The organism is Caldifermentibacillus hisashii, assembly GCF_039654145.1.
GTDB lineage: Bacteria > Bacillota > Bacilli > Bacillales > Caldibacillaceae > Caldifermentibacillus > Caldifermentibacillus hisashii.
Map to the genome: position 1 here is coordinate 837,918 of NZ_CP155467.1, position 17,249 is coordinate 855,166.

Annotated in this window: 15 protein-coding genes; 10 read left to right on the top strand and 5 right to left on the bottom strand. The window is 38.6% G+C overall.

Translation table 11 applies throughout. From position 1 onward, the window contains the following. Window positions 1–18: 18 nt before the first annotated feature. From NSQ14_RS03950 to NSQ14_RS03975, 6 genes are all read left to right on the top strand, one after another. Window positions 19–246 (top strand): FeoA family protein, encoded by a 228-nt coding sequence (locus NSQ14_RS03950; RefSeq protein WP_034768354.1) that lies wholly within the window; start codon window positions 19–21, stop codon window positions 244–246. Further along, the gene (feoB, locus tag NSQ14_RS03955) at window positions 243–2,252 is read left to right on the top strand and encodes a ferrous iron transport protein B (RefSeq protein ID WP_340500262.1); all 2,010 of its coding nucleotides are present in this window, start codon (window positions 243–245) and stop codon (window positions 2,250–2,252) included. Before NSQ14_RS03950 ends, feoB begins: the two co-directional genes overlap by 4 nt. 25 nt (window positions 2,253–2,277) lie before the next feature. Further along, window positions 2,278–2,433, top strand: a complete 156-nt coding sequence (locus NSQ14_RS03960) for a FeoB-associated Cys-rich membrane protein (protein WP_108897561.1) — start codon at window positions 2,278–2,280, stop codon at window positions 2,431–2,433. Between the two features lie 187 nt (window positions 2,434–2,620). After that, on the top strand, window positions 2,621–3,403 hold the full coding sequence (locus NSQ14_RS03965) for an ABC transporter substrate-binding protein (RefSeq protein ID WP_041847752.1): 783 nt from the start codon (window positions 2,621–2,623) through the stop codon (window positions 3,401–3,403). A 467-nt stretch (window positions 3,404–3,870) separates the two neighbouring features. Further along, window positions 3,871–4,530 (top strand): amino acid ABC transporter permease, encoded by a 660-nt coding sequence (locus NSQ14_RS03970; RefSeq protein ID WP_095141462.1) that lies wholly within the window; start codon window positions 3,871–3,873, stop codon window positions 4,528–4,530. Further along, window positions 4,523–5,245 (top strand): amino acid ABC transporter ATP-binding protein, encoded by a 723-nt coding sequence (locus NSQ14_RS03975; protein WP_346216899.1) that lies wholly within the window; start codon window positions 4,523–4,525, stop codon window positions 5,243–5,245. Before NSQ14_RS03970 ends, NSQ14_RS03975 begins: the two co-directional genes overlap by 8 nt. Before the next feature lie 871 nt (window positions 5,246–6,116). Here the strand turns inward: NSQ14_RS03975 and NSQ14_RS03980 are convergent. Beyond that, window positions 6,117–6,644 carry an NAD(P)H-dependent oxidoreductase gene (locus tag NSQ14_RS03980; protein WP_328189181.1) on the bottom strand — a complete coding sequence of 176 codons (528 nt, stop codon included), beginning with the start codon at window positions 6,642–6,644 and terminating at the stop codon, window positions 6,117–6,119. A 224-nt stretch (window positions 6,645–6,868) separates the two neighbouring features. Next, a complete protein-coding gene (locus tag NSQ14_RS03985) occupies window positions 6,869–8,428 on the bottom strand; it encodes an ABC-F family ATP-binding cassette domain-containing protein (RefSeq protein ID WP_328189179.1) in 1,560 nt (519 codons plus the stop codon). 145 nt (window positions 8,429–8,573) lie between these two features. On the opposite strand from NSQ14_RS03985, the gene NSQ14_RS03990 reads away from it, so the two are divergent. The 4 genes from NSQ14_RS03990 (at window position 8,574) to NSQ14_RS04005 (ending at window position 12,457) form a co-directional block, all read left to right on the top strand. Next, entirely contained in the window at window positions 8,574–9,227 is a 654-nt protein-coding gene (locus NSQ14_RS03990; protein ID WP_041845315.1) for an SIMPL domain-containing protein, read from the top strand. 246 nt (window positions 9,228–9,473) lie between these two features. After that, window positions 9,474–10,532, top strand: coding sequence for a fatty acid desaturase (locus tag NSQ14_RS03995; RefSeq protein ID WP_328189176.1), 1,059 nt, complete (start codon window positions 9,474–9,476; stop codon window positions 10,530–10,532). A gap of 204 nt (window positions 10,533–10,736) precedes the next feature. After that, window positions 10,737–11,861 carry a sensor histidine kinase gene (locus NSQ14_RS04000; RefSeq protein WP_041845313.1) on the top strand — a complete coding sequence of 375 codons (1,125 nt, stop codon included), beginning with the start codon at window positions 10,737–10,739 and terminating at the stop codon, window positions 11,859–11,861. Further along, complete coding sequence (locus NSQ14_RS04005; RefSeq protein ID WP_034768379.1) at window positions 11,858–12,457, top strand: response regulator transcription factor; 600 nt, start codon at window positions 11,858–11,860, stop codon at window positions 12,455–12,457. Before NSQ14_RS04000 ends, NSQ14_RS04005 begins: the two co-directional genes overlap by 4 nt. 370 nt (window positions 12,458–12,827) lie before the next feature. On the opposite strand, the gene NSQ14_RS04010 is transcribed toward NSQ14_RS04005, so the two are convergent. From NSQ14_RS04010 to pflB, 3 genes are all read right to left on the bottom strand, one after another. After that, the gene (locus tag NSQ14_RS04010) at window positions 12,828–13,448 is read right to left on the bottom strand and encodes a DUF3298 and DUF4163 domain-containing protein (protein ID WP_328189173.1); all 621 of its coding nucleotides are present in this window, start codon (window positions 13,446–13,448) and stop codon (window positions 12,828–12,830) included. Between the two features lie 197 nt (window positions 13,449–13,645). Continuing rightward, window positions 13,646–14,389 (bottom strand): pyruvate formate-lyase-activating protein, encoded by a 744-nt coding sequence (pflA, locus tag NSQ14_RS04015; RefSeq protein WP_216408193.1) that lies wholly within the window; start codon window positions 14,387–14,389, stop codon window positions 13,646–13,648. Window positions 14,390–14,604: 215 nt separating this feature from the next. Further along, window positions 14,605–16,836 (bottom strand): formate C-acetyltransferase, encoded by a 2,232-nt coding sequence (pflB, locus tag NSQ14_RS04020; RefSeq protein WP_328189170.1) that lies wholly within the window; start codon window positions 16,834–16,836, stop codon window positions 14,605–14,607. Between the last annotated feature and the right edge of the window lie 413 nt (window positions 16,837–17,249).

Here is a 17,249-nt window from a genome sequence, read left to right on the forward strand (position 1 = left end):
AGAAGGGAATGATTCTCAATGGTTCTAGCTGATTTAAAACAAGGTGAAAAGGCAACAATTAAAGATCTTTCTTCATTAAATCAACTTGTAAAAACAAGATTAATGAATTTAGGTATATATTTAGGCTCAGAAGTAAATGTAAAGACGAAAATGCCTCTTGGGGGCCCATGTGTGGTTGAATGTAACGGTCAACGCATCGGCATTCGCTTGCATGAGGCCAATTCCATTCGGGTGGAGAAAAAATGATGCAAATCGCCTTGTTTGGAAACCCAAATATTGGAAAAACATCACTCTTTAATCAGTTGACAGGTTCCTACGAATATGTTGGCAATTGGAGTGGTGTCACGGTCGAGGAAAAAATTGGTTTGTTAAAAAATAAACAAGCAAAATTGGTCGACTTACCGGGAACGTACTCCCTTAATCCGCTGTCAAGGGATGAACGGGTCGTCACGGAGTTTTTATTGCGGAATCACTTTACTTCTATCATAAATATCGTCGATGCCTCCCAGCTCCAAAGAAATTTACACTTGACCATTGAATTGCTGGAATTTGGCAAACCGCTAATGATTGGCCTGAATATGATTGATGTTGCGAAGTCCCGTGGGATAGAGATTAACATTAAAAATTTATCAAACAAACTGGGCGTTGCTATTCAGCCGATCATTGCCCGGACAGGAAAAGGTTGCAATCAATTGCTGGAAAAAATTACTTACGAGGAAAAATTACCTCAAGAACCTTTTCGACTGGACTACGGGGTAATAATTGAAACAGGAATTAGCAAACTTGTTGATTTACTTTATGAATGCCCAATCGAATTGCCTTCAAAACGATGGTTGGCCATTCAATTTTATTCGGGTAATGATACAGTAAAAACATATTTGGAAAGATTGTTAAATCATGCTCTATTGTTGGAATTGTTGGCGGAAACAGAAAAAGAACTGCTTGAAACAACGGGACAAACATTGCAGGATGCTATTTTTGAGAAACGAGAACAATTTATTCGAACCGTTTTAAATGATTCCATTGTTATAACCAATGAGGTTCGCCAAAGTTTGACAGATAAAATTGATCGATTTGCAACAAATAAATATTTAGGAATGCCCATCTTTCTAACGTTATTATATTTCATGTTCATGATTACTTTTAATTGGATCGGTTCACCGTTATCTGATGCGTTGGATTCCTTTTTATCGGGACCTTTTACAAATTGGCTGGAAAATATTTTGAATAAATTTGGGACATCGGCTTTTCTATTCAACTTGATTTTAGATGGAATTGTCCCGGGTGTCGGCGGTGTGCTTGTTTTTGTTCCGCAAATTTTTATTCTTTTCTTCTTTATTTCTGTATTGGAAGATTCAGGTTATATGGCACGGATATCCTTAGTTATGGATCGAATTATGCAGAGTATCGGATTAAACGGAAAAGCATTCATCCCAATGGTTATTGGGTTTGGCTGCAATGTACCGGGAATTATGTCGGCGCGGACCATCGAGCAACCAAAAGAGCGTTTGATTACAATTTTACTCACCCCATTAATGTCATGTTCCGCTCGCTTGCCGGTCTATGCATTATTTGCCGGGGTATTTTTCGGGGAAAATCAAGCCCTTGTCGTATTGTCTTTGTATACAATGGGTGTTGTCCTTGCACTTGTTTTAGCAAAATTATTTTCAAAAACGATATTAAAAAGTGAAGCATCGGTGTTTGTCATCGAACTTCCTCCATACCGGGTCCCGCATCTTGGAACATTGGCAAAAAGTACATGGGATAAAGGGAAAGGGTTTATAAAAAAAGCAGGTACGTTTATTTTTGGAGGAACCGTCGTCATCTGGTTATTATCAGTTGTTGGGCGTAGTGGATTCAACGTTACGATGGATGACAGTTTGTTGGCGGAATTAGGTGGGTTTTTGGCACCGGTATTTGCCCCCCTTGGATTTGGTTCTTGGCAAGCGGCAGTCGCATTACTTACAGGTTTTTTAGCAAAAGAATCGGTCGTATCTACTTTAAATATTGTTTATCACACGTCATCAACCGCTTTTTTGCAAGGTGTCGTGGCCGATTCATATACACCGTTATCTGCTTATAGTTTTCTCGTTTTTATCTTACTCTACATCCCTTGTCTGGCAACAGTCGCAACGATTAAAAAAGAAACGGGATCAATGAAATGGACGATTTTCTCGATGGTTTATCCATTTATCATTGCTTATGTGATATCTTTCATAATCTTTCAAGGCGGCAATTTATTGGGACTTTAAATATGGAAGAAAGAAGCTGATTTGTATGTTTAATATTTTGCTGGGTTCGCTTATATTTGGTTATGCTGTTTGGACGATTGTAAAATTTATTAAACGCAGCAGTAAAGGAAAATGTGCCGCTTGTGATTTGCAAGATGCTTGTGCAAAATGTTTGATAAAAGAGGAGAAAATAAAAAGATAATTGTATCTTTGTCTGCTCATTACCCCGGAAAAAACGGGGTATTTTTTTCTGCCCTTATAAATAATATAATAAAAAAACTATTGCTGAATAATGAAAAGTGTGTTATAAATATACATACTAACTTATAAATATACGTATATTGTATATAGAAAATGGAAAGTTAAAAAAATTATGGGGGATAAGCATAATGAAAAAACAATTCAAGATAATGGTAATGTTCCTATCATTTGTTTTGCTGCTTGCCGCTTGTGGTAAGAGTAATGAAACAAGTTCCGACTCTTCTAAAAATGACAAGGTGTTAAAAATGGCGACTTCTGCGGATTTTAAACCTTTCGAATCACGTGATAAAGAAGGAAATATTGTTGGTTTTGACATCGATTTAGCGAATTTAATCGCTGACGAATTGGGATATAAATTAGAAATTCAAGATATGAATTTTGATGGATTAATTGGTGCTCTTCAGTCAAAACGTGTGGACATGGTCATGGCAGGAATGAGTACAACAGAAAAGCGGAAAAAGAATGTTGATTTTTCCAAAGAATACCATCGTTCCGGTGAAATGTTTCTCTCGCTTCCGGATAAAAAGATAGAGAGCTTGGAAAGTTTGGAAGGGAAAACGGTAGGTGTGCAACTTGGTACGATTCAAGAAGAAGGTGCCAATGAATTAAGTAAAAAATATGGATTTACAGTTAAACCTGTTGATAATGCAGGTGTGCTCATTCAAGAATTATTATCAAACCGTGTGGATGCCGTTTATATGGATAGTGTTGTGGCTGTTGGTTACCGAGATGAACAAGGATTATTTGGGTTTGATGACCCGACAACTAGCTCTCCGGGTATGGCAATTGCCTTCCCTAAAGGCAGTGACCTTGTTGATGATGTAAACAAAGCCCTTGATAAACTTGAAAAAGAAGGAAAAATTAAAGAACTGAAAGAGAAATGGAAATTAGACCAAGTCGCTATCGAATAAAAGAATAGTTTTTTATGAAATTATGATAAAATGAATAACTGGGTAGCAATAATCGGTGGTTTGCGTGTAATTGCGATGACCACCGATTCTCTGTTTGTTTGAGCCGAAAAAATTTTACCAATCAACAAGCTCATTTTCTGTTGATATAATGATGATATACGTAATTGTGTAATCATGGAGCGACAATAACAAAGGACATTTATTGTATGAATGCCGATGATGTCCGATGGTGGAGTGACAATCAAAAACAGCATTTAGTTGCGAATGCCGATGATTGTGATGGTGAAATTTTTTGGGCTTACGTGACAATCAAATACGCCGTTTATTGTATGAATGCCATTAATTTTGGATGTTGGAATTTTTTGGGAGTTAGGTAACAATTAAATACAACATTTTGTGCGTGAATGCCTGAGAATTTTTTTTGACACTAAACCAAGGATCAGGCAGAGGAAGTGAGGTTTAAGTCAATGAATTTAGATTTTAGTCAATTAGGTCCGTATATTCCATTTCTTTTACAAGGAATTTGGGTCACATTAAAATTTGTGTTTGTTTCGATTTTAATCGGGTTAATTTTAGGTACATTGTTAGCTTTGTGTAAAATTACGCGTCATTCGATTTTAACATGGTTTGCCAATGCATATACATCGATTTTCCGAGGGACCCCATTAATTTTGCAATTGATGATAATTTTTTATGCGATCCCTCAGTTAACAGGTTACGATATTCCAACCTTTTTAGCAGCTATTTTAGCATTTGGATTGAACTCTGCAGCCTATGTTTCGGAAATTATTCGTGCAGGGATTATGGCAGTGGATAAGGGACAAGTGGAAGCGGCGGAAGCCCTTGGTATACCGTATCGACCGATGATGTTGAATATTATTTTGCCGCAAGCGGTGAAAAATATTTTACCGGCCTTGATGAATGAATTTATTACATTAACAAAGGAATCGGCCGTTGTCTCAACGATTGGATATTTAGACTTAATGCGCCGAGCCCAAATTATTGGCGCCCAGCTTTATCGAAACTTTGAACCGCTGCTGGTTGCCGGACTCATCTACTGGGTCATGGTTGTCATTTTAACAAAACTTGGCAGCATCTTGGAACGGAGGTTGAGAGCAAGTGATTAAAGTGGAACAAATTACGAAAGTATTCGGGAAAAACCCGGTTTTGAAAAATATTAGCACAACCATACATCAGGGGGAAGTCGTCGCTATTATCGGGCCATCAGGTTCGGGAAAATCCACTTTTTTACGTTGCCTTAACTTATTGGAAAAACCAACGGAAGGAAAAATTTATATTAAAGATCGAGAAATCACCGATCCGAAAGTGAATATTTTGGAGGTTCGAAAACATATCGGCATGGTTTTCCAACAATTTAATCTCTTCCCGCATATGACGGTTTTAGAAAATGTTACGTATGCGCCACAAAAGGTAAAAAAGTTAGCGAAAGGGGAAGTAGAAAAAAATGCCAAGGATCTTTTGGCAAAAGTTGGTTTAAGTGACAAGGTGGATAGCTATCCAAGCCAGTTGTCAGGCGGTCAAAAACAGCGGGTAGCCATTGCCCGGGCACTCGCAATGGAGCCGGAAATTATGCTGTTTGATGAACCGACATCCGCACTCGATCCGGAAATGGTAAAGGAAGTACTGGATGTAATTAAGGATTTAGCGGAAACGGGGATGACGATGGTGATTGTCACCCATGAAATGAATTTCGCGAAAGAAGTGGCAGATCGGGTTATTTTTATTGATGATGGTGTCATTTTAGAAGATGCTGAACCCCATCAATTTTTCAACGAGCCAAAGAGTGAGCGGGCAAAGGATTTCCTATCGAAACTACTTTAATTTTATGGTCTTGAGGGGAGCTCTCAAGACCAATATTTATGGGGAATTTTGGGAAAATGGTTCAACGGATTGACTAATATGGGACAAAATAGACGGAAACTTCATAAATATGCGTAACTAGCTGTCTATGAGACAAAACTATCAAAAATTGAAGGGAAACTGTCTCATAGACGGGCTCTATGGGACAAAACAAGTGGAAAACAAAGCCAAACTGTCCCATAGGATTGTCGGAATCGCATTGTATGGGACAAAACTATCAAAAATAGAAGCGAAACTGTCTCATAGACGGGCTCTATGGGACAAAACAAGTGGAAAAGTAAGCGAAACTGTCCCATAGGATTGTCGGAATCGCACTGTATGAGACAAAACTATCAAAAATTAAAGCGAAACTGTCTCATAGACGGGCTCTATGGGACAAAACAAGTGGAAAAGTAAGCGAAACTGTCCCATAGGATTGTCGGAATCGCATTGTATGGGACAAAACTATCAAAAATTAAAGCGAAACTGTCTCATAGAAAGGGTCTCAATCCCAAATTATGATTTGAAGAATGAAAAATTGACTGCAAGAACGGCTGTCGGTGAAAAATCAAGCGTTGAAAAAACGAAATCTAGCATCGAGACGGGTTCTAAAAACCAAATTAAGTGCAAAGTAATGAAAAATTGGTATCGAGACCGGCTGACAAAGCAAATTTTGCATAGAAGAATGGCAAACGGCCTCTGAAAAACGCTCCATGAGTCTGTCCGACTGAATGCCACAACTGGTATTAGCTACGGTATAGCATGTATAAAGCGTACGATTAGCGATAGAATTATTCAAGTCCATGCATGATCACACGCTAAAAGAGGTTCATCGCACAGACCCCTAACACATTTACTTCTTTGACAACTTCAAGAATTCTTCAGAAAATTTCATAATCCTCCTATCAATAAGATCGTCATCAATTTCACTTTCTACATTAAAACTACTGTCGGGAACAAATACATTTCGGGAAGGTACAACGCCTCCAAGAAATTGAATAATGGGTCTTAAATGATATTCAGCGACGAGAAAATATTTATCAGAACCGGCAGTTGAAATAAACCCGACAATTTTATCCCGAAAAGCTCTCTCAGGTAGAAGATCCAACAAATTTTTTAAACTACCGGAAATGGAAGCTTGATAGACTGGCGTTCCAATAACAATACAGTCCGCCTCTAGTAGTTTATTTACAACTAGTTGTGTGTCATCATTATAATAGGAAAGTGGATAACCCCGCATGAATTCCACATCATAGTCCTTTAAATCAATCAATTCTATTTCAATATCTTGATTTTGCAATTTTGCGAACTGGAGTACCTTAAAAACCATGTGTGAAGTTTTATGCCCTGTTAATGCACCTGATAAGCCAACGAATTTCAAACGATGTTCCCTCCTTTTATGGTTTCATTTTAAGTATATAGCTCGAATTCGGGATTTTCAAACCAGCATCACAATCACGATTTCTAATAAAAAATTATCACCTCTTAATGAGATCCTGATAAAATACCTTCATCGTCCACGAATTCAGGATTTTCAAACCAAACTAACGATTACTGTTTCAAATAAAAACCAGGACCTCAAAATAAGATCCTTAAAAATAAACATTATAATACCTTCGTCGTCCACGTTTCTCCGTTCCACACATCCGTGACAATATCTTGGTAAAATTCCGGTTCATGGCTTATGAGAAGGATGCTGCCTCTGTACTCTTTCAAGGCACGTTTCAACTCCTCTTTGGCGTCAACGTCAAGATGGTTCGTCGGTTCGTCGAGGACAAGGACATTCGATTCTCTATTAATTAATTTGCATAAACGGACTTTCGCTTTTTCACCACCGCTTAACACATCAACCTTACTTTCAATATGTTTCGTCGTCAAACCGCATTTGGCAAGGGCTGCACGCACTTCATATTGAGTCATATGGGGGAATTCGTTCCAGATTTCATCCAGGCAAGTATTGGCATTAGCAGTTTTGATTTCTTGCTCAAAATAACCGATATGAAGATAATCGCCTAACTCTACATGACCTGACACCGGGGCAATTTCGCCAAGAATACTCCTTAACAAGGTCGTTTTCCCAATCCCGTTCGCCCCGACAATGGCAATTTTTTGGCCGCGTTCCATTTTCAAATTCAAAGGTTTGGAAAGCGGATCGTCATTGTAGCCGATAACCAAGTCCTTTGTTTCAAAAATAACCCGACCGGCTGTACGAGCTTCTTTAAACTTGAAGGAAGGTTTTGGCTTTTCTGAGGCAAGTTCAATCACTTCCATTTTATCCAGCTTTTTTTGCCTCGACATCGCCATATTTCTTGTTGCAACACGGGCTTTATTCCGAGCAACAAAATCTTTCAACTCGGCAATTTCCTGTTGTTGTCTTTTGAATGCCGCTTCCAATTGTTGCTTTTTCATTTCATAAACGCGCAAAAAATCATCATAGTTGCCGACATAACGGGTGAGTTCCCGATTTTCCATATGATAAATTAAATTGATTACACTATTTAAAAAGGGAATATCATGGGAGATTAAGATAAAAGCATTTTCATATTCCTGTAAATACCGTTTCAACCACTCAATATGCTGAACGTCCAAAAAGTTGGTCGGCTCGTCCAGTAATAAAATATCCGGTTTTTCCAACAGCAATTTCGCCAACAATACTTTTGTCCGTTGACCGCCGCTTAAATCATGAACATCACGGTCAAGACCAATATCCGTCAACCCAAGACCACGGGCAATTTCTTCCACTTTTGCATCGATTAAATAAAAATCGTTATGGGTTAGCAAATCTTGCATTGTTCCGGTTTCTTCCAGCAAAGCTTCAAGCTCTTCCGGTGAGGCTTCCCCCATTTTGGCAAACAACGCATTCATTTCTTCTTCCATATCAAATAAATATTGGAATGCACTTTTTAACACATCACGAATCGTCATCCCTTTTTCGAGGACAGCATGTTGGTCAAGATAGCCGACCCGAACCCGTTTTGCCCATTCAATTTTCCCTTCATCCGGCTGCAATTTCCCGGTAATAATATTCATAAATGTTGATTTACCTTCTCCATTGGCACCGACAAGGCCAATATGTTCCCCTTTTAACAGCCGGAATGAAACATCTTCAAAAATGGCCCTGTCGCCAAAGCCATGACTTAATTTTTCTACATTTAAAATACTCATAAGGCACTCCTTTAAATTGATACTCATACCGTTCTTTAATAGACATCCTTTTCATTATAACGGTAAAATTTTATTTATGGTAGCAGGAAAATTTAACAAAACGTAAGAGGCTCGAATATATTTCAAGGGAAGGGAGGTGTGGGCGATGGTTTATTATCGGAATGGGCTGCCAATGAGAAATGCCAATGTGCTTACTGTTTTTGGTGAGGGAAAAGTGCATGTCGAACCGAATTTGGCATTCATCACAATTGGTATAGTGAGAGAAAATAAAAATTTACAAACAGCACAGGCTGAAAATAGTGTTGCCTCAAACAATGTCATCCAGGCGCTCCTCGCACTTGGCATCAATCCGAATCATATCCGGACGGTGGAATACCGGATTGACAATGTTTATGATTTTGTCGATGGAAAGCAGATTTTTCGTGCCTATGAAGTTCGGTATTTATTGGAAGTTCGGGTCGAAAACATCGGTCAAATCGGGCTTGTTGTCGATACAGCGGTGGCACAAGGGGCAAATATTATTTTTAATATTCGCTTTGATACATCGAATCGGTCGGCAAAATATCATGAGGCTTTGACGTTGGCACTATCAGATGCGCATGCGAAGGCGAGAACAATCACAAATGGGTTGGGTGTTGTTTTTCAACCGATTCCAATTGAAATTACGGAGACAAGGCAAGGTGTGGTCCCTGTCCCTTATCAAACTTTTACCCTGGAAAAAGTTGCCGGGGCCAGCACACCGATTGAGCCGGGGACGTTGCAAATTGAGGCTAGTCTAATCGCAAAGTTTTTATATTGATTTTTGCTTAGAATCCAAAAAGGTTTTATGGAAAGATTTGCACCAAATATCGTATGAAGACACAATGTATTGCAGTTTGAGCCTTAGTTTTTTTGAAAAATAGGCGTCTCGTGCAACCATTTTTCATAATGAAAAACCAAAACATATGACATTTATCATACTCATCTCTTGACGTTTATGACTAATAAAGACAAAGTTTTCCTTCTAAAATAGAAAATTAAAGAATCATTATTTTAGGAGGAAAATATGAGCAAGGATAAAGAAAAACAGGTACAATTGAAAAAGAGTGTTGCCCCTTTTGCAAAGTCTGAAACGAGAAAGAGTGTGTTACAAATCATTAATTCAATCGTTCCCTTTCTTCTGCTTTGGATTCTTGCCTATCAAAGTTTGGCGATTTCCATTTGGCTGTCTTTATGTTTTTCTGTCATTGCGGCAGGCTTTGTTGTCCGGATTTTTATCATTTTCCACGATTGTACACATATGTCATTTTTTAAAAACGGTAAAGCAAACCGAGTTGTTGGGACGATTACCGGAATTATTACACACTTTCCCTTTGAAAAATGGAAACGAGATCATGCCATCCACCATGCAACAAGCAGCAATTTAGATAAACGGGGCACAGGTGATGTTTGGGTCATGACGGTGCAAGAATATACCGAAGCATCATTTTGGAAAAAGTTGGGATATAGACTTTACCGAAATCCGTTTATATTATTTGGGCTAGGCCCGCTATATCTTTTCTTCATATCGAACCGGTTTAATCGGAAAGGCGCAAAACGGAAGGAACGGTGGAATACGTATTTAATTAATGTTTCCATTGTTGCCATTTATGTGTTGTTAATTTGGGCGATCGGCTGGCAATCATTTTTAATTGTTCAAGTGCCTATTATGTATATCGCCGGTGTACTCGGTATTTGGCTATTTTATGTCCAACATACCTTTGAGGATTCTTATTTCGAAAATGAAGAAGAATGGGATTACGTAAAAGCCGCAGTCGAAGGGAGTTCATATTACAAGCTTCCGAAAGTTTTGGAATGGATAACAGGAAGTATCGGCTACCACCATGTTCACCATTTAGCTCCAAGAATACCGAACTATCACTTAGAAGAGGCACATGAATCAACACCGCCATTGCAAAAAGCAACAACCATTACTTTGGCAACAAGTCTAAAATCGATTCGCTTTCGTTTATATGATCAAGAGACCATGTCCTTCTTAAGTTTTAAAGAATATAAAGAACGAAAAAAAACAACAGGAGCCCGTTTACATTTGGGTATCGGAAGACCGAACATTCAAGAAAAGTAAAGAAAACTTGGTGAGTGACGAGCCTTTATGCGAAGGCAGAGCCGATTTACACGTATCCTTAATTCTTAAAATTTCCCGCTACGTCGAATTTACATCCTAGCCGGAACGTATAAAAAAATGTCCCTTTAAAATGCCCTTCCATTTAATTCGAGAAGGGTTTTTTGATATACTTACTAAAAAGTCTGTATACAAGGGGAAAGACCGATGCAAAAATGGTATCAAATATTTTCAAAAAATACCGGAATTAGTATTTATGCGTGGATCATCTTTTGTCTTCTGCCATTTTATTTTGTTATCGTTTCATCCACGCCCACTGAAATTGTGATTGGGATTATCATGATTATGTTATTTTTTGCCGTATACAGACTCGCTTTTATAAAAAAGGGCTGGACGGTTTATGTTTCTGTAGCGGTAGAAATCATATTAAGTACTTTGTTGACTTTATATTTTGGTTATGTGTATTTTTCACTGTTTCTGGCATTTTTCATTGGAAATATTCAAGGGAAAGCCGGGTTTATTACCTTGTACATTATCAATCTTGTAACAACAATCGGTTCGGTCGTTGCCGGCTTTTTTATTCAAAAGCAAATTTTTTTCTCACAGTTGCCATTTATTGTAATCAGTGTAACAGGAGTCATATTGTTACCGTTCATTATGTATAATCGGAACAAACGCGAACAACTGGAACAAGAGCTGGCGGATGCGAATCTACGGATCTCTCAGTTGATGGTAATTGAGGAACGTGAACGGATAGCCCGTGATCTCCATGACACTCTTGGTCAAAAGCTGTCACTGATCGGTTTAAAGAGTGATTTAGCCGGGAAGCTGCTGGATAAAGATCCCAATCGAGTAAAAAGGGAAATTTATGATATTCATCAAACGGCAAGGACAGCCCTAAAGGAAGTTCGTGACATGGTTTCCATGATGAAACGGATAAGGTTGAAAGAAGAAGTGTTACAGACCCAACAGATGATTGAGTCGGCAGAGATGGAGTTTAAGTTAATTGGGAATCCGGAACTTCCATCTACACCTTTATTTGTTGAACATGTGCTGAGTATGTGTTTAAAGGAAGCTGTGACAAATGTGGTAAAACATAGTAATGCAACCGTCTGTGAGGTACAAATTATCCATTCGCCAAGTGAAGTATCGATTCACATCCGGGATAACGGGGTGGGCATTCCGGATCAACTCGATTCCATAAAAGGTCATGGTCTTCGAGGGATGAGGGAGAGACTAGAGTTTGTCAACGGAAATTTAGCAATTGATCGTTCAAATGGAACTAATTTGAAGATTTGGGTTCCGCTTTTTCATAAGGGGGAGGTATTATGATACGGATTGTCATAGCAGAGGATCAACGGTTGTTATTGGGGGCGCTCGGTTCTCTGCTCGATTTGGAAGAAGATATGCAGGTTGTTGGGATGGCCAGAAATGGGGAAGAAGTATTAAAGCTGGTAAAGGAACACAAGCCGGATGTTTGTATTATGGATATTGAAATGCCGGTTATGAACGGTTTGGAGGCAGCAGAGCAATTAAAAACGGATCCTTGCAAAGTAATTATTTTAACAACATTTGCTCGGGCAGGTTATTTTGAAAGGGCAAGAGCAGCGGGTGTCAGCGGCTATTTATTAAAGGACAGTCCCAGCGAGGAATTGGCGAATATGATTCGGGTGATTATGGATGGACGAAAGGTTTATGATCCGGAGCTGGTTGAACTTGCCTATAGTGAAGTAAATCCGCTAACAGCCCGGGAAGAACAGGTCATCAAGTTGATTGCAGAAGGGAAAAATACGCAGGAAATTGCCAAAACACTATTTCTCACAACAGGAACCGTCCGAAATTATGTATCGGTCATTCTTGATAAATTACATGTGAGTAACCGCATTGAAGCCATTACCAAATTTAAGGAAAAGGGCTGGTTTAAATAGAAGAAAGGCCGACTCATCGCGAGTTTTGTAAGAATAGGCAAAATGCCGAGGAGAAAGGGGCGCTCGCAAACGAAAATCAACCCTTACATTTCTCTTGGAAATTTTTGGTAGGGAGGATCAGTGAAGAGTCTCTCTCAACCCTTACTTCCTCCTTGAGACTTTTTATTGCGTAAGGAAGGTTATAGAGAAGGGGATCTCGTAAATGTAATCCCCCTTACAGCTCTCCTGGGGATTTTTGGTAAAGAAGATCAGAGAAGAGGCTCTCGCAAATGTGATCAACCATTACAGATCTCATGGATTTTTTGCTAAGGGAGATTAGAGAAGAGGAAACAACCCTTACTCGCAGCTGGCTTGAAAGTAAAATTAAGACTCAATTGTTCACCGCCATTTTCCCTAATGGTCCTTCTTCATTAATTACCTCCATCAAATCATATACAGAAATTGGGAACATCGGAAAACCAAAAGCATATGGGGTAATCTCATAAAGTTGAAAATAAATTACCAGTGCTTTATCAGCTATATAAAAATCTTGATTAGGACGAATCTGTTTAAAATCGTCCAGTAAAAAGATGTCCCGCTTAGCAATTTGTTCTTTAATTAACCGGGATAACCGCCCGACATAAGCACTCCCCGGTTTAAATAAGTCGGCTAACTGATACTGCTGGCCGGTTTTTGAATCAAAGGTTAAAGACTTGATATAAGTCATCCCGTGGGCAGCGTGATCATGATAACCGTAATTAGCAAGGCTTAGGCTTAACACATCGCGCTGGTTATTTTTGATTTCATAGGTTCCGAGCATGCTTATTAATGTTGTCGGTATGTCGCCAAATAATGTGTTTATTAATTGTTGTGTTGCGTTTACTATCGCACGGTTCATTAAATGCTCCGCTTGTTTATTCTTGAGATGATACACAACCGGATAATAAACAACGATGTCCGGCCCGCCCTGAACCTTTTCTGTTTTAATTGACACAGGAAATGAAACCGCCATACTCCTCATCCCTTTACATGAATTTCTGTATTGTATTCTTTTAAAAGGAAAAAGGTGTATTTACCTAATTTCAAAAGTACTTTAATATGGTCATGATTGTTCAGGAATATGCTGTGGAAAGTTTTTGTAAAAACTAAGAAAGCAGGCGGGGGATACCTGCTTTTTTAATGAGTCATCTATATATAAAAGGGGAAGGATTACGCATGTGCTAAAGCTGCGTTTAAAATTCTTTTTGCATTTTCTACTCGTTCTTGGGAAGGTGGTTCAACATCTTTTAATTTATATTCCAATCCTAGGCTTTCCCATTTATAAACACCTAGTTTGTGATATGGCAATACTTCAATTTTTTCAACATTATTCAGTGTTTTGATAAAATTGGCAAGGCGCAACAGGTCTTCGTCAAAGTCGCTCAATGTTGGTACCAAAACATGACGGATCCAGACAGGTATATTTTTTTCAGATAAATATTGGGCAAAGTCGAGAATATGTTCATTTGTCATACCTGTGATAAACTTATGTTTCTCACTATCGATATGCTTTAAATCAAGCAAAATTAAATCCGTATATTGCAAAAGTTCATCAAGTTTTTCCATAAAATTCGGGCGACGGTTAAATGGTCCGCCTGAACTGTCAATCGTTGTGTGAATGCCGTGTTTCTTGCATTCCTTGAAAAGTTCAATTAAAAAATCCATTTGTAAAAGTGGTTCACCGCCGCTGACTGTAATACCACCGCCGCTTGCTTCAAAGAATGGTAAATAGGATAATACATCGTCCATAATTTCTTGAACGGTCATTTCTTTGCCATTCCCGATTTTCCAAGTATCCGCATTGTGACAATATTGGCATCTCAGTAGGCAACCTTGGGTAAAAACAACATATCGTAACCCGGGTCCGTCTACTGCACCAAATGATTCAACAGAATGAATCCGACCTGTTACCATTTTGCATCCTCCTTGCTTTTTAAAGGGGAGGAGAAGCTGATTAGATGGCTTCTCCGTCTCTTAATTTGTCTAGCTCCGGCTCCTAGAAACTGCTAAACTTCCCGCCCCTTCACGTCGATAAGTCATCATCGGCTTATTCAAGCCGTGATTCCTTTATCTCGTTACGGGGGCAGTCCAGTTTATCAGTTTCAAAACAGTCGCCTTCGCTTTTCTGTCTACATCGATTCGTGGAACGTACGATTTATGACATCGATTTGTTGTTCACGAGTTAATTTTATAAAGTTAACGGCATATCCGGATACACGAATGGTTAATTGTGGATATTTTTCCGGATGATCCATAGCGTCTAGTAAGGTTTCACGGTTCAAGACGTTAACGTTTATGTGGTGACCACGTTTTGTCATATAACCGTCCAGCATACCGACTAAGTTACTTACTTGAGATTCATCTTCACGACCAAGTGCTTTTGGTGTGATGGTGAATGTATTTGAAATACCATCAAGAGCATCTTCATAAGGTAATTTTGCAACAGATGTTAAGGAAGCAAGGGCACCTTTTGTATCACGACCATGCATTGGGTTTGCTCCCGGTGCAAATGGTTTACCGGCTTCACGACCATCAGGAGTGTTCCCGGTTTTCTTACCGTATACAACGTTTGAAGTAATCGTTAAGACAGATTGTGTTGGAACAGCATTCCGGTAAGTGTGATGTTTACGAATCTTTCTCATCACTTCTTTAACAATCCATACAGCAATTTGGTCAACGCGATCATCGTTGTTCCCATATTTAGGGAAGTCGCCTTCGATTTCATAATCAACTGCAAGCCCGTTTTCGTCGCGGATTGTTTTTACTTTTGCATATTTAATTGCACTTAACGAGTCAGCACAGACAGAGAGTCCGGCAATCCCGCAAGCCATTGTCCGTAAAATTTCACGGTCATGTAAGGCCATTTCTAAACGTTCATAACTGTATTTGTCATGCATGTAGTGAATAACGTTTAATGTATTTACATAAAGCTCACATAACCAGTCAAGCATGGTATCGAATTTATCCATTACTTCATCATAATCCAGATATTCAGAAGTGATTGGCGCAAATTTCGGTCCAACTTGAGTTTTTATACGTTCATCGACACCACCGTTGATTGCATAAAGAAGAGCTTTTGCAACGTTAACCCGGGCACCGAAGAATTGCATTTGTTTACCGATTCTCATTGCAGATACACAGCAGGCAATACCGTAGTCGTCACCGTAGATTTCACGCATCATATCATCGTTTTCATATTGAATGGCACTCGATTTAATCGACATTTTTGCTGCATATTTCTTGAAGTTTTCCGGTAATTTTGTTGACCAAAGAATCGTTAAGTTCGGTTCCGGAGCCGGTCCTAAGTTATCCAAAGTGTGCAGGTAACGGAATGAAGTTTTTGTTACCATTGGACGACCGTCAAGGGCAATACCGCCGATGGATTCAGTTACCCAAGTCGGGTCACCGGAATATAATTCATTGTATTCAGGTGTACGAGCAAATTTTACAAGACGCAGTTTCATGATAAAATGGTCAACTAATTCTTGAGCTTCTTTTTCGGTTAATGTACCATTTTTTATGTCTCTTTCAATGTAAATATCTAAGAAAGTGGAAGTACGACCAAGGCTCATTGCTGCACCGTTTTGTTCTTTAATGGCTGCAAGATAAGCAAAATATAACCATTGAATCGCTTCTTTTGCATTGGTAGCCGGTTTACTGATATCATAACCGTAAGCTAATGCCATTTGTTTTAATTCTTTTAAAGCACGAATTTGTTCTGAGTATTCTTCCCGTTCACGAATAACATCGTCAGTCATTGTACGGTCGCCGATATAATTTAATTCGTTTTGTTTTTGTTCAATTAGGAAATCGACACCGTATAAGGCAACGCGACGATAGTCACCGATAATCCGACCACGGCCATATGCATCCGGAAGACCGGTAATAACTCCGGCATGACGAGCAGCTCTCATTTCCGGCGTGTATGCATCGAATACACCTTGGTTATGAGTTTTCCGCCAGTCAGTGAAAATATGTTCAATTTCTTTGTCAAGTTCAAAACCGTATGCTTCCAATGCTTGTTTTGCCATGCGGATACCGCCAAACGGCATTAATGAACGTTTGAAAGGTTTGTCAGTTTGGAAACCGACGATTTGTTCAAGGTCTTTATTTAAATACCCTGGACCATGAGATGTAATAGTTGATACAATTTTCGTATCAGCGTCTAATACACCGCCAGCTTCCCGTTCTTTTTTCGATAATTCCATAACTTGATCCCAAAGTTGTTTTGTTGATTCAGTCGGACCTTCCAAGAAACTTTCATCACCGGTGTAAGGAGTAAAGTTTTTAATAATGAAATCACGCACGTCAACTTCTTCTTGCCATTTACCAGGTTTAAAGCCTTCCCAATATTGAGTCATTTCTCATGCCTCCTAAAATTATATTAATATAATTTGTTCACTATTTCACATGTTTGTTTAAAAAAATATATAACAGGTAAAATGTTGTTACTGATACAGTTTTGAAATATTTTTGTAGTGAACAATCTTTCTATGAATATAATAGCACTTTCATAACTAATTTCAAAGCAATTTTTTTTTACAAAAATGTGATAAAAGTTAGTTTTACACTGATTTTCACATAAAATTCACATTTACTAAGAAAATCTTGAAAAATAATAGAATGCATGTTTGTATTATATATTTAAAATAAGATAGTGCTGAACTGTATTACTAAAATTCATTTAATAATTTCTGAACTTGTCTCATAGAAATATAATATCCTATATGTTTTCGGTAATCGAAACAAAGTGATGGGGGTTTTCTTTATCCCC